Here is a 13,511-nt window from a genome sequence, read left to right on the forward strand (position 1 = left end):
GTCATATGATATTGCAAATTGATTTCTAGGAGGCAAAAACATGAGTGATGAAAAAAAAGAATCTTCGTCTCGTCCACCAATTCGTAGTTACTTAAAACAAATTGATGATTTTTTTGAACAAACGCCATTACGTGATGTAATTGCGGATATGAATCACTTTTTTCAAAAAGGAAACCGCTTATTAACATTCCCTGTCGACCTATATGAAACTGGAGAAGAACTGGTCATAAAAGCAGAACTCCCGGGCGTTCAAAAGGAACAAATCCAAATAGAAATTCAAAGTGAATACTTAAAAATCTCTGTTACTGAAGAAATCATGGAAGAAACAAAAGATGAAGTTTCACATAATTACTATCGCCGTGAGCGATCCATGTCAGGAGCTTCTCGCATGATTAAGCTTCCATATTTAATTAAGAAAAAAAGTACAAAAGCTTCCTATCAAAATGGCATTTTAGAAATCCGCGCTCCAAAACTTCCACAACAGCACGATATTTTATCCATAGATTAACCATTATATATATATTTTCCATATACAAAAAGAAGGATGCTGGGCATCCTTCTTTTATTTCAAGAGTCGCTCCATATCACGTAAAATGTCCTCATACGGTGTTTTGCTAATTCCATTATACTTTTTCATTACCTTGCCTTCTTGATCGACTAAGTAAAACGATGTTCCGTGGATAACTTGCCCATTCTCTGGTTTATCTACAAGCGATTGGAAATTATCCTTTGAAAATTTCGTGATATCCTCCAATGAGTAACCAGTTAACAAGTTCCAATTACTTGTATCCTCTGTGAACTTTTGTATAAATGCTTTCAAATTCTCTGGCTTATCAAGTTCAGGATCTACACTAAACGAAACGAATTGAACATCTAACTTTTTCTCTTTTGCCATCTTCTGCAACTTTGCCATATTCGCAGTCATCGGAGGACAAACCGTTTGACAATTGGTAAACATAAAATCAGCTACCCATACTTTCCCTTTTAAATCTTTTGTACCAAACTTCTTACCATCTTGATTTATGTATTGAAAAGTTTCTAAATCCCAATTTAATGGTTTACGGAGTTTTGATCCTGAGCCGCATCCTGCAAGTATAAAGAAGCAAAAAACAACTATGAGACCAATCAGCTTTTGATAACGCTTCATTTTCAAACCTCTCTTCTCTTTCCTAAATTTATGTATGACATGTTTATCATAACAAAAGTAAACACTATGCGAAAATTGTTTAGCCCATTTGTTCACGAAATCGTACGAATTTAGGTATGTTACTTCCTATTTTCGAGCGAATTACTAGACAACTGTTTCATTGTTTACTAAAATTATCTCCTTCCTGTCTCTTTACACAATAATTTTCAATAAGTCACTCGCTTTGTAAAGATATCCACACTATTTTTTACAATTTTTTAATCGTTAATCAATTTCCCTCACTTTTTTCCTTTACAACATTTCGATACAATACAACTACAAAGATTTTAAATGAGGTGATGTTCATGGCAAACCGCTATGAAAACATGGATAATGTTAGTACAAAAAAACCACTTCGTTCTTTTTTACGTTGGCGTAAAGAACGAAAACAAAACAAAAAAGATTTTTCTTATCTAGTAGAACAATCACCTGTAAAGAGTAGCCAGTTTTTACGAACGAACACTGAAAAAACAACAATTACATGGATAGGTCACTCAACATTCCTTATACAAACAAACGGGCTCAACATTTTAACAGATCCAGTATGGTCAAAGAAAATAAAGCTTGTACCGAGGCTAACGAATCCTGGCCTTACATTACAGGAATTACCTAAGATTGATATTGTCCTCATTTCACACGGTCATTATGACCATTTGGACTTTTCCACACTTCGTCAATTGAATTCAGATGTTCTATACTTAGTACCTACTGGATTAAAAAAGTTATTTACAAGAAAAAAGTTTATGCGAGTAGAAGAATATAATTGGTGGGAATTCACAAAAATTAATGATGTAGCATTTCACTTCGTACCGGCGCAGCACTGGACAAGAAGATCATTGTTTGATATGAATACTTCCCACTGGGGTGGATGGGTTATCGATAATAGTACAACAGATGAAACAATTTATTTTTGTGGTGATAGTGGCTATTTCCGAGGATTTAAAGAAATTGGCAACCGATTTTCTATTGATATCGCCTTAATGCCTATTGGTGCATATGAACCAGAATGGTTTATGAAAATATCACATGTTTCCCCCGAGGAAGCAGTGCAAGCCTTTTTAGACGTAAAAGCAACGCATTTCATTCCAATGCATTACGGTACATTTGCACTTGCTGATGAGACACCTAGAGAAGCGATTACCCGACTTCGTAACAACTGGAATTTACGTATGTTATCTTGGGAACAACTTCACGTATTATTTCTTGGTCAAACGTATTTTCCAGAAAAAATGCCCTCTGAGGAAAAAGAATCTATAAAGGAACACGCAAAATTATAAATCCCTTTCCCCTTTTATGCATATTATAAACTAAGGCTTTAATGAACTACTGATTTTCTGTTCATATAAGAACCGATAAAAGGAGAAAGGAATATTATATGAGGGAGTATTTACAACGACGCTTTATGATTTCAATAAGCGCCATTATCACGATTATCATTGTCTATTACAATCAGTTATAACATCTCAGTTAATAGAACTTCTTCCTCACTCCTAAATAGTCTCATTCATTTAAAATGTTGCTGTAGATGAAAAGATAAAAAGAGCTACCCTCAAGTAGCTCTTTTTCTATTCAGCAAAATATGAAAATCCGATTGCCCCTACACCAGTGTGTGTGCTAATTATAGGCGTTGTGTAAAAAATGTCCGTTTGTGTAAATCCACTAATTTTTTCAACTGCTTCTTTCATTTTTTGCGCTAACGGTAATGCTTTCGCATGTGGTACAGCTACCGCCTTTACTGTTTTACCAGCTATATCTTCCTCAAATATTTTTATCAATGTTTTCACAATTTGACCTTGGCTGCGTACCTTCGCGACAGGATTATATACACCGTCATCAATACTTGCAATTGGCTTAATGTTTAATAAAGATCCGATCATAGCTGTTCCTTTTCCAATCCGACCGCCTTTTACAAGGTTTTCTAACGTATCAACAACTACAAATAGACGAGTATTTTTACGAACTTCTTCAACACGCTTTAAAATATCCTCTAAAGAACGTTCTTCCTTCGCCATTTTTGCTGCTTCAATTACTTGATATGATAAAGCATGCGTAATAAACAATGAGTCTACCACTGTAACTTTCGTATCTGTCATCGTTGCTGCAGTATTAGCTGTTGCAACTGACCCACTTAAACCATGCGTTAAGTGAATGGAAAGAACTTGGCTACCGTCCTCCCCTAAACGATCATACATTTCAACAAACGATCCGACTGCTGGCTGTGATGTTTTTGGTAATTCTTCTGATTTTTGCATTTCTTCAATAAATTCATCCGGCTGTAAATCTACACGATCTAAGTATGTTTTTCCATTTACAGAAATGGACAATGGAATAACATGAATATCATATTTTTGAATCACATCTTGTGATAAATCCACCGTTGAGTCTGTAACAATTTTAATTTTTTGCATATTTTACTTCTTCCCTTTCCAATACGCTCTCCTTGTTATTATACTAGTATTCACAATGCTTTCAACAGTTTGAAGTAATTTCTGACAAATTTCTTTGATTTTTATGTCTAAAAAGAAAATGACAGAGCTTATTTGCTCTGCCTCTATTTTAGACTATGCATTTTTTTCAAGCGAGTTTGTTTGATATACATTTGAATAATCATTCCACTTTAAGCAACTTTGTAAATATTCGCGAAAAGAGTATGAGAATCTCGGTTGTTTTTGTTTTTGAATTTTAGCAATAAATAGTTGAAGACGTGACTGAATTAGAAATGCTAATGGGTGTTGTGCTTGTAGGACAGGGATTTCAAATATTTTGATACAATTCCCTGTTGAATGAGTGAAATAAAAACTTTTCATAATCACGATATCAATCCTCTTTTTTATTGGATTTATAACTTCAGTATAAACTTACAATAGTGAAAAGTTTGTCTAAATTTCGGAGATTCTATAATTTTTTTCTTCTTTATATTGTATACAGTTATAAGTATAGTATAACAAATAAATAAAAAAAGTGCCTTTATAATGAGGCACTTTTTGATTCTGTATTCATTTCTCTTTTTATTTTCCTCTTATACACAAACTTTGATGCTGTAATACTTAATTCATAAATTACAAGAAGTGGTATCGCTACTGAAAAATCAGAAATAAAGTCTGGTGGTGTAATACAAACAGCAATTACAATTAAAATAAAATACGCATATCTTCTCACCTTTTGTAGTGCTATTGGATTAAGAACACCTATGCTAGTTAAAAACATCGTAACGACAGGAAGTTCAAATATCACAGCAAATGGTACTGTCATATTCATCACAAACGAAAAGTACTTATCCGTCGTAAACATTGTCTGAAACATATCATCACCAAGACTCATTAAAAATTGCAAAATAAATGGTAAAATCAGAAAATAGCCGAAGCAAAGCCCTCCAATAAATAATAGAAATAATGCCGGTATATACAGAATTGTCATTTTACGCTCATGTTCATGTAGGGCTGGTTTTACAAATAACCAAATTTGTAAAGCTGCAACTGGTATTGTACATACAATTGAAAAGACAGCTGCAATCACAAAATAAATCCATAAAATATCACTTGGACCTAAAACAGTTAATTTCATATTTAAATCTTTTACGATAAAATTATATATTTCTTTCGTAAACGAAAAGCCAATGACAATAAAAATCAGAAACGTCAGCGCTGTTATAATGAGTCGCTTTCTTAACTCTCCAAGATGCTCTATGACACTCATCTCTTGATTGTCCACTCTTATCACCACATTCCCCACTCGCTATATAGCATAGAAACAAAATAACCTAGTGAAATTTATTTCTTTTCTTCCGTATCATCATGCAAACCCTTTGCAGACTTTTTAAACTCTTTTAATGTTTCCCCAAAAGCTCGTCCAATTTCAGGTAACTTTTTTGGACCGAAAATAATTAAAGCGAGTACTAAAATTAATATTAAACCCGGAACCCCAATATTTGGCATATGACTTCCTCCTTAATCTCACTTAATTTTATTTTGTCAAAAAAGTTTGTAAACGTCAATGCATCCATTAGCTTTTGTCAAAAAAATTTGAAAATATAATCACTTAAACAATTTTCATTTTCTATTTCTTATGTATATGATATGGTAAAGGAAATTACACCTTACTTCATCAAACATGAAAGGAATCAAATTATGACTCAAAAAATAACACGAATGACGCAATTCGTAAAAGAGGAAATTGCCAATGCGATTACCCATGGCATCGGTGCCATTTTAAGCATTCCTGCATTAATAATACTAATTATGCATGCATCAAAGCATGGTACTGTATCTGCTATTGTTGGATTTACAGTTTACGGCGTGAGCATGTTTCTACTATATTTGTTTTCTACGCTATTACATAGCATCCACCACCCGAAAGTAGAAAAATTATTTACGATTTTAGATCACTCGGCCATCTATCTCTTAATTGCCGGCACGTATACACCATTCTTACTAATTACTCTAAGAGGGCCACTCGGCTGGACATTACTTGCAATTATTTGGACGCTGGCCATCGGTGGAATTATTTTCAAAATTTTCTTTGTACGCCGTTTTATTAAAATGTCAACACTGTGCTATATCATTATGGGCTGGCTCATTATCGTCGCTATTAAACCACTTTATGAAAATTTAACCGGGCATGGATTTTCACTATTGTTAATCGGTGGGATTCTATATTCAGTAGGGGCTATATTTTTCCTTTGGGAAAAGCTGCCCTTCAACCATGCAATTTGGCACCTTTTTGTATTAGGTGGTAGTGCAATGATGTTCTTCTGCGTCTTGTTTTATGTATTGCCTGTTGCATAAAAAAAGTCTCAGCTTTTTCAAGCTGAGACTTTTTTATTACTTATGTAATTGAGCTGCAATAATATCGTTCGTATACTGTGTTAATTCTTTTATATCCATACTTGCATATTGCTCAGGTGTAATTGGTTTAGAAATGGTTACTGTTGCATGAGCAGGCTTCATGCGATTTCCATTCGCCTCAAACATCTTATATGTTCCGTCTACAGTTACTGGTAAAATAGCTACTCCGGCTTTTACAGCAAGATGAAAACTTCCTGCTTTAAACTCCCCCATTTCGCGGCCCTTACTGCGCGTTCCTTCTGGGAAAATTACGATAGAATGTCCATTCTTTAAAAGTTCAATTCCATCTTTAATAGCTTGGAGCGACTGCCGACGATTACTACGATCCATAAACACACAATTCATCAATTCCATCCAAGTTGGTACAATCGGAAATTTTTTAATTTCTGCTTTTGAAACAAATCCAATTGGTTTATTCAAGTACCCAAGTAAGACTGGAATATCCATATCACTTTGATGATTACTTACAACAAGGACCGGTTTATCTTTCGGCACATTTTCAATTCCATTTACTTGTACAGTCGACCCAGCTACACGAACCATTTTCTTACCAAACCAGTTTGTCGTTTTATACACGAGACGATCTTTTTCTTGTGGCGACATTGTCTGTGCTTTTCGTTTTATACGCCATAATCTCGGTGTAATACCAATTACAATTACAATTAAATAAAAGATTTTAAAAAACGTTTGAATCATATAGAACCCCCACTTATTCTCATTCCGTCCTTCATTATACTAGACAAACGAAGGAAAAAGAAGAAAAAATGTCCAAACGACAAGCGTTTGGACATTTTTGAGTTTTCTATATTAGAAACGTTTTGCTAATTCACGAGCATTTGCAATTGCCGCTTCTTTAATTTCTGGTGCTTTTTCAGGGTTTGCATTCATACCTTCAACCGCAAGGTAGTCTACATCAGATATACCCATAAATCCTAATACTGCATTTAAATGCTTGCGGCCAAAGTCCATTGCTGCGTATGGTCCTTCAGAGTAAACGCCACCTGTAGCTTGAATGTGAAGTACTTTTTTCCCTTCTAGTAAACCAACTGGTCCGTTTTCAGTATATTTAAAAGTTTTACCTGCGATAGATAAGTTATCTAAGTATGCTTTTACTACTGGTGGATAACTGAAGTTCCACATTGGCGTTACAAACACATAACGATCTGCATTCATAAATGTTTCTAAGTTTGTATTCATTGCTGCAATTTTTTGTTGTTGGCTCTCGCTTAACGTTTCAAAGCCTTCACCTGCTGCGAATTTACCCCAAGCTGCAAATACTTCTGCATCAATTGCTGGTACAGTTGTGTTAAATAGATCAATTGTTACCACTTCATCTTGTGGATGTTCATTTTTATATGCTTCGATGAATGATTCCCCTACTGCCATACCGAAAGATGCTTCCGCTGAATTTGGATTTGCTGTAATAAATAGTACTTTTGTCATTTTTATTCTCTCCCTTAATAATTATCTTTAATTTGAGATTTTTAATAAAAAGTAAATAACTTACCTTATGTAAGTATAATACAAAAACATTCTTTTTCTGTCAATAAAAAATAGCTACTTTTTTTTCGTAAGTAGATAATTCTCCTATCTCCATTTCATTGAATATTCACATTTTATTATTCAATCTTCACGAAAAAAGCTATCTCCTTTTTTAAGGAGATAGCTTTTTCTTAAGTATTACTTTTGAAAAACATGCTTCACTTTTTCACCAGGTACGTTACTTCCACCCCGGCCTTTTACATCTTCAATCATCATCGTAACAATCATATTCGGTGAATTTACATCAAAAGCAGCGAACCATCCAAGTTCTTTTCCCTCTGCTTCCTTCGACTCTTTTAACTCAGCTGTTCCCGTTTTTCCAGCGAGAGTCATACCGTCAACCTTAGCAATTTTCCCTGTACCATCTTCATCATTAATTACTTTTGTTAACGCATTTTTTAATATATCTTGGTTCCCTTTAGAAATTACATTTTCTTTCCAAGGTTTAACTTGTTTATCATCTTTAATAAGATGTGGAGACGGTATATTCCCTTCATTTACAATCGGTGCATACGTTAATGCCAAATGAAGAGGCGTCATTAATACTTGGCCTTGTCCATACCCTGTATCAGCCATTTGAATATCATTTTTAATACCATCTTTTGCAATTTTTGAAACCGGGAATGGATATTCGATTGGTAACTTTTCATCGAATCCAAATTTCTTTGCTTCACTCATAAATTTATCTTTCCCAATTTTTATTGCTTGTTGTGCAAAGTAAATGTTATCAGAAAACTTCATGGCTTTATCAAAATCAATTGGACTTGCATCTTTTACACGTGTTACATAATAATTCCCCCATGAAGAATCTTTTGTCCATTGTAATCCTTCAATTTTCAATTCCTCTTTTGGATCAATTGTTTTCGTTTCAAGACCAATTGCACCTGTAATTGCTTTAAATACAGAACCTGGTGCCGATGCTTGTGTAAAGCGATTTGTCATTGGCTTTTTCGGATCATTATTCCATGCTTCACGTTGTGCTTTTGATGCACCTCTTACTATTACATTCGGGTTGTACGCAGGGCTACTCACAAGTGCAATTGTTTCACCAGTCTGCGGATTTATCGCTGCACTTGAACCAGCTTCTCCCTTCATTTCGTTAAAGATTTTTTCCTGAACTGTACTATCAATTGTTAACGTAACATTTTCTCCATCTTTTGCTTCAATTTTAGCTAATTCTTTTTTCTCTTTTCCTTGTGCATCCTCCATGAAGACACGGCCACCTTTTTTACCACGTAGCTTCTCTTCAAATACTTGTTCCAAACCAGCTTTTCCAACTGGGTCATCTGCCTGATATCCTTTTTTCTGTAAATCCTTTAAATCTTCTGCATTCACTTTCCCCATATATCCTGTTAAATGAGCAGCAGCCTCTCCCAATGGATATGTACGAACATTAACTTGTCGAGTCGTTACACCGTCTAAAGAAATATAATCATTTTGCGTTGCACCTTCTTGTAAAATCCCAATTGGTACAAATGAATCCGGTTTAATCCATTTTGCCGCAAGCTTTTGATCTATCTCTTCTACAGACATATTCAGTAACTTTCCAATTGTTTCCTTTGTCTGTGGTGCAGCCTCTCCTAGTTTACCTGGAATGATGCCAATTTCATTTGCTCTTCCATTCGTTGCAAGTCCTTTTCCATTACGATCATATATCTCCCCACGCTTCGCTTGAAACGTTTGCATACGTACTTTACTGTCTTTTGTCATGCCTGGAAAAATAAAATCTGGAGTCCAGTCTATTTTCCAAGATTCTTTATCTCCATCTTTCTCTTTCACAAGCTTTGCTTCGTGCGAAAAGGAAATCTTCCCACCAACTGTATCCATACTCACATTAAAAGGAACTGGCCCTTTATCTTCTTTATCCTCTTTTACTTTTCCTGTTTCTATCTTTAGATTTTTAACTTCAATACCCGCATAAATCTTTTCGTACTTCTCTGTAAAATCTTTTTTTGAAATAGATTTTTTTGCATCTTCTGATAATTGATCATACATATCTGCAAATTTTTGCTTATTCCACGCTTTTGCATATGTATCAAATGCTTGTGCTGGCTTTTCTTCTTTACCACATCCTACTAGCATGAGTGTGAAGCAAAGAAAAAGCAATCCCCATAGTTTTTTCAACCGATTCTCCTCCTTTAGTTAAGCAAAGAAATAATAAATATAAATCTGTCTTTTATGGATTTTTCCTAAGCTACTAAAACTTACAACCTCTACCATTATATCATCAAAAAAGTTCATTCATAAAGTTTTATCTTATTATCTAAATAAAAAGATTGATGTGAACATACACATCAATCTTTTTATGATTATTTTTGTTTTTCATATATGTGATAATAATATGTGTACGGATTCTTTTCATCCGTAACACCTTTTTCCACAAAAACTTCTTTCCACTCTTTCATATTCATTTCTGGGAAGAATGTATCTCCTTCAAATGAATGGTGAATCTTTGTTATATAAAGCTTGTTCACATATGGTAAGAACAATTCGTAAATTTGCGCTCCACCAAAAATAAAAATTTCTTCTTCATTTTTACATAACTCAAATACTTCTTCTACTGACTGCGCAATTTCACAGCCTTCTACATGATAATTCATATTGCGCGTTACGATAATATTTCGTCTTCCTGGAAGTGGTCTTCCAATCGCTTCATAGTTTTTTCTCCCCATAATAAGTGGGTGACCCATTGTTGTCTTCTTAACATATTGCAATTCACTTGGTAAATGCCACGGTAATTTATTATCCTTACCGATGACTTTATTTTCATCCATTGCGACCATAAATGAAATAATCATATTTTCATCTCCTTTTGCGTTTACACTGCGACAGGCGCTTTAATTGTAGGATGTGGATCATAACCTTCTAATGTTAAATCATCCATTTCAAAATCAAAAACAGACTTTACATCTGGATTTAATTTTAGCGTTGGAAACGGGCGTGGTTCACGCGCTAACTGCTTTTCCACTTGTTCAAAATGATTTGTGTAAATATGTGCGTCTCCAATCGTATGAACGAACTCTCCTGCTTCTAAACCACATTCATGCGCAATTAAATGTGTTAACAATGAGTAGCTTGCAATATTAAATGGAATGCCAAGGAAAATATCACCGCTTCGTTGATATAACTGACACGAAAGCTTTCCGTCTGCTACGTAAAATTGAAATAGCGTATGACAAGGCGGAAGTGCCATACTTGGCACATCTTCAGGATTCCAAGCAGAAACAAGTAAGCGACGAGAATCTGGTGTTTTCTTAATCATTTCGATTACATCTTTTAACTGATCAATCGTCTCACCTGCTGTCGTTTTCCAAGCACGCCATTGTTTTCCATATACATCTCCTAAATAGCCATACTGATTTGCAAAATCATCATCTTCCAGTACATTCTTTTTAAACAAATCCATTTGCTCATCATATTGTTTCTTAAACTCTTCATCCTGCTGAGAGCGAAGTCCAAAGTCCGTCATATCTGGCCCTTCATACGCATCGCTTTCTACCCAGCTTTTAAACGCCCATTCATTCCAAATATTATTGTTATTTTGTAGTAAATAACGAATATTTGTATCGCCTTTCATGAACCAAAGAAGTTCACTAGCTACTAAGCGGAATGGCACACGCTTTGTCGTTAACAAAGGGAATCCCTTGCTAAGATCAAAACGCATTTGATATCCAAATACAGATACAGTCCCTGTTCCTGTACGATCTTCTTTTTTTGTACCATGCTCCATCACATGGCGACACAGATTTAAGTATTCATATTCAGCATGTTTCATATGTAAGAAAAACCCTCTTTCGCATCTATTTCCTATATGGAGTTTATCATACAAAAAACCTTGATGCATAACAAAATTAATAAAAGCTGTTATTAAAAAACATTTCTATATTATAAGTATTAACAGAAATCTAATACGGAGTATCAATTTTAATGAATCTTACAAAATTCTTAATTTTTCACCTTTTGAGAGGTATTTAACTTCTAATCAAAGAAAATATAGTGCGGAAGTATAAAATAATATTTGGAGGTTAGAAGCATGAGTAAAATCGAAATCCCTGTTGTTAGCACATTACAAACAACGATTGAGAAAATGATGAAAGATTTAAACGTGCCAGGGGCTGCTGTTGCAGTTATAAAAGATGGAGAAGTCATTGTTTCAGAAGGATTTGGCTATCGTGATTCAAAACAGAAAAAACCGGTTACGCCTCAAACACGCTTTGCAATTGGATCTGCGACCAAGGCATTTGGCACCCTATCTTTAAGCCTATTAGCACAACAAAAAAAGTTTGATTGGGATACTCCTGTTCAATCTTATATCCCTACCTTCGCTTTATCAGATATGCTTGCAAGCTCCCAAATTACAGCACGTGATTTAGCTTCCCACCGCTCTGGCGTTAGTCGTCATGATGCTCTTTGGTACAACTCTTCCTTAACTCGAAAAGACATCGTTGAAAAAATAAAGCATTTATCACTTGATGCACCATTTCGCACAGCTTTCTTATATAACAACTTAATGTATGCAACAATTAGCTATATTGTAGAAAACATTACAAATCAGACATGGGAGCAATACGCCAAAGAACATATTTTAGCACCACTTCAAATGGAGCAAACAAACTTCTCTGTCACAGACTCACAAAATACGAATGACTGCGCATTGCCTTACGTTGAGAAAGATGGAGAAATAAAAGAGATACCATTCCGTAATATTGATACAGTAGGAGCTGCTGGATGCATCAATTCAACAATTGCAGATATGGCAAATTGGGTGCTTTTCCATCTTAATCAAGGAAAAACAGGAGATCACGAATTACTATCTTCTGAATTATTACAACAAATGTATGCGCCGCACAATACAATTCCTGATCAGCCACTTTTATCGCCCCCTGAATCACCAGTAAATAGTTATGGTCTTGGTTGGTTTATTAGTTCTTACCGTGGCTATAAAGTAATTCATCATAGCGGAGGTATCGATGGATTTTCTGCACTTGTCTCATTTATTCCGAAAGAAAATATAGGCCTTGTCATATTAACGAACGCCGGAAGCACCTTACTTCCTAGTTATCTTGCAAATCAAATCTATGACGAACTCCTCGGATTGGAAACAATTGATTGGCATAAGCGTGCTATAGAAGACACCGCTCAATTGAAAGAAATGATGAAAGAAGTAAACCAATCACTTCCAGAACAAGTAAAAGAGACCGTACCTTCTCATGCATTAGAAGACTATATTGGAACATTCGAACACCCTGCTTACGGAACACTAGAAGTGTATAAACAAAATGAAGAGTTATATTTACAGTTCACAGAACTAAAAGTTCGGTTACATCACCATCATTATGATATGTTTTATGCAACATTAGACTTATTCCAAATAGAAATGAATGTGTTGCTTGCTTATGAGATGGATATAAAAGGGGAATTCCAAACAATCCAATTACATGTACCAGTTATGTTAAGTACACAGCCTCTTACTTTTACGAAGATTAAATAAAAATACAACAATCTAAACTTATAATAGAGGGAAGCTATACTTTCCTCTATTATTTATCCCAATAAGATCTCTCCTCACATTTCCACATTAGGCGTATAAGCCACTTCTACAACAAACCCATTCGGATCATAAAAATCCACAGTATAATATCCATCTGAGTAATGATTCATCTCAATCGGCCCACGAATAATCTCCACTTGTACATTTTGTAAGAAATTAGTGACCTCATCAACTACAGTTCTACTAACAGCCTGATAACAAATATGCCTCGGCCCTAACGTTCTTACAATCTTTTCATCTACTTCCTTGAAATATATTTCAATCTTCCCTGTACTAAATGCACTCTCATTCAACTGTTTCCAGCCAATGGTAGAGAACATATGGATTCCTCTAAATTTGCTACCCAAAATTCAATATGATGAATACCAGGTTCAAACTGCTGCATCCC

At 34.8% G+C, this 13,511-nt stretch carries 14 protein-coding genes and 1 pseudogene; 4 read left to right on the forward strand and 11 right to left on the reverse strand.

The annotated features are described in order from the left end of the window. Positions 1-40: 40 nt before the first annotated feature. A complete protein-coding gene (locus MHH45_RS05100; RefSeq protein ID WP_016114708.1) occupies positions 41-508 on the forward strand; it encodes an Hsp20/alpha crystallin family protein in 468 nt (155 codons plus the stop codon). 54 nt (positions 509-562) lie between these two features. On the opposite strand, the gene MHH45_RS05105 is transcribed toward MHH45_RS05100, so the two are convergent. After that, complete coding sequence (locus MHH45_RS05105; RefSeq protein ID WP_016131392.1) at positions 563-1,147, reverse strand: SCO family protein; 585 nt, start codon at positions 1,145-1,147, stop codon at positions 563-565. A gap of 344 nt (positions 1,148-1,491) precedes the next feature. Here MHH45_RS05105 and MHH45_RS05110 point away from each other — a divergent pair, with 344 nt between their 5' ends. After that, positions 1,492-2,463, forward strand: a complete 972-nt coding sequence (locus tag MHH45_RS05110) for an MBL fold metallo-hydrolase (RefSeq protein ID WP_016131391.1) — start codon at positions 1,492-1,494, stop codon at positions 2,461-2,463. Positions 2,464-2,751: 288 nt separating this feature from the next. On the opposite strand, the gene MHH45_RS05115 is transcribed toward MHH45_RS05110, so the two are convergent. From MHH45_RS05115 to tatA, 4 genes are all read right to left on the reverse strand, one after another. Then, complete coding sequence (locus tag MHH45_RS05115) at positions 2,752-3,594, reverse strand: DegV family protein (protein WP_016131390.1); 843 nt, start codon at positions 3,592-3,594, stop codon at positions 2,752-2,754. Positions 3,595-3,747: 153 nt separating this feature from the next. Further along, the gene (locus tag MHH45_RS05120; RefSeq protein ID WP_000605583.1) at positions 3,748-3,999 is read right to left on the reverse strand and encodes a DUF2535 family protein; all 252 of its coding nucleotides are present in this window, start codon (positions 3,997-3,999) and stop codon (positions 3,748-3,750) included. Between the two features lie 154 nt (positions 4,000-4,153). Then, positions 4,154-4,882, reverse strand: coding sequence for a twin-arginine translocase subunit TatC (tatC, locus tag MHH45_RS05125; protein WP_016114704.1), 729 nt, complete (start codon positions 4,880-4,882; stop codon positions 4,154-4,156). A 74-nt stretch (positions 4,883-4,956) separates the two neighbouring features. Continuing rightward, positions 4,957-5,121 carry a twin-arginine translocase TatA/TatE family subunit gene (tatA, locus tag MHH45_RS05130; protein WP_001132888.1) on the reverse strand — a complete coding sequence of 55 codons (165 nt, stop codon included), beginning with the start codon at positions 5,119-5,121 and terminating at the stop codon, positions 4,957-4,959. A gap of 192 nt (positions 5,122-5,313) precedes the next feature. Between tatA and trhA the strand changes: the two genes are divergently transcribed. After that, positions 5,314-5,970: a PAQR family membrane homeostasis protein TrhA gene (gene trhA / locus MHH45_RS05135; RefSeq protein WP_016114703.1), complete on the forward strand. Its 657-nt coding sequence runs from the start codon at positions 5,314-5,316 to the stop codon at positions 5,968-5,970. 36 nt (positions 5,971-6,006) lie between these two features. Here the strand turns inward: trhA and MHH45_RS05140 are convergent, their stop codons facing one another. The 5 genes from MHH45_RS05140 to MHH45_RS05160 all read right to left on the reverse strand — a co-directional run bounded on the left by MHH45_RS05140 (position 6,007) and on the right by MHH45_RS05160 (position 11,347). Further along, positions 6,007-6,726, reverse strand: a complete 720-nt coding sequence (locus MHH45_RS05140) for a lysophospholipid acyltransferase family protein (RefSeq protein ID WP_016131388.1) — start codon at positions 6,724-6,726, stop codon at positions 6,007-6,009. A gap of 111 nt (positions 6,727-6,837) precedes the next feature. After that, positions 6,838-7,473 carry an FMN-dependent NADH-azoreductase gene (locus tag MHH45_RS05145; protein ID WP_016131387.1) on the reverse strand — a complete coding sequence of 212 codons (636 nt, stop codon included), beginning with the start codon at positions 7,471-7,473 and terminating at the stop codon, positions 6,838-6,840. Between the two features lie 237 nt (positions 7,474-7,710). Further along, complete coding sequence (locus MHH45_RS05150) at positions 7,711-9,696, reverse strand: penicillin-binding transpeptidase domain-containing protein (protein WP_016114700.1); 1,986 nt, start codon at positions 9,694-9,696, stop codon at positions 7,711-7,713. A 185-nt stretch (positions 9,697-9,881) separates the two neighbouring features. Next, positions 9,882-10,370, reverse strand: coding sequence for a dihydrofolate reductase (locus MHH45_RS05155; RefSeq protein ID WP_003197378.1), 489 nt, complete (start codon positions 10,368-10,370; stop codon positions 9,882-9,884). 20 nt (positions 10,371-10,390) lie between these two features. After that, positions 10,391-11,347: a thymidylate synthase gene (locus tag MHH45_RS05160; protein WP_016131386.1), complete on the reverse strand. Its 957-nt coding sequence runs from the start codon at positions 11,345-11,347 to the stop codon at positions 10,391-10,393. A gap of 258 nt (positions 11,348-11,605) precedes the next feature. Here MHH45_RS05160 and MHH45_RS05165 point away from each other — a divergent pair, with 258 nt between their 5' ends. Beyond that, positions 11,606-13,063, forward strand: coding sequence for a serine hydrolase (locus MHH45_RS05165; protein WP_016131385.1), 1,458 nt, complete (start codon positions 11,606-11,608; stop codon positions 13,061-13,063). 74 nt (positions 13,064-13,137) lie between these two features. Here the strand turns inward: MHH45_RS05165 and MHH45_RS05170 are convergent. Continuing rightward, a pseudogene (locus MHH45_RS05170) lies at positions 13,138-13,508 on the reverse strand (VOC family protein). Positions 13,509-13,511 lie beyond the last annotated feature (3 nt).

It is taken from the genome of Bacillus sp. FSL K6-0042 (assembly GCF_038006685.1).
Lineage (GTDB): Bacteria > Bacillota > Bacilli > Bacillales > Bacillaceae_G > Bacillus_A > Bacillus_A pseudomycoides.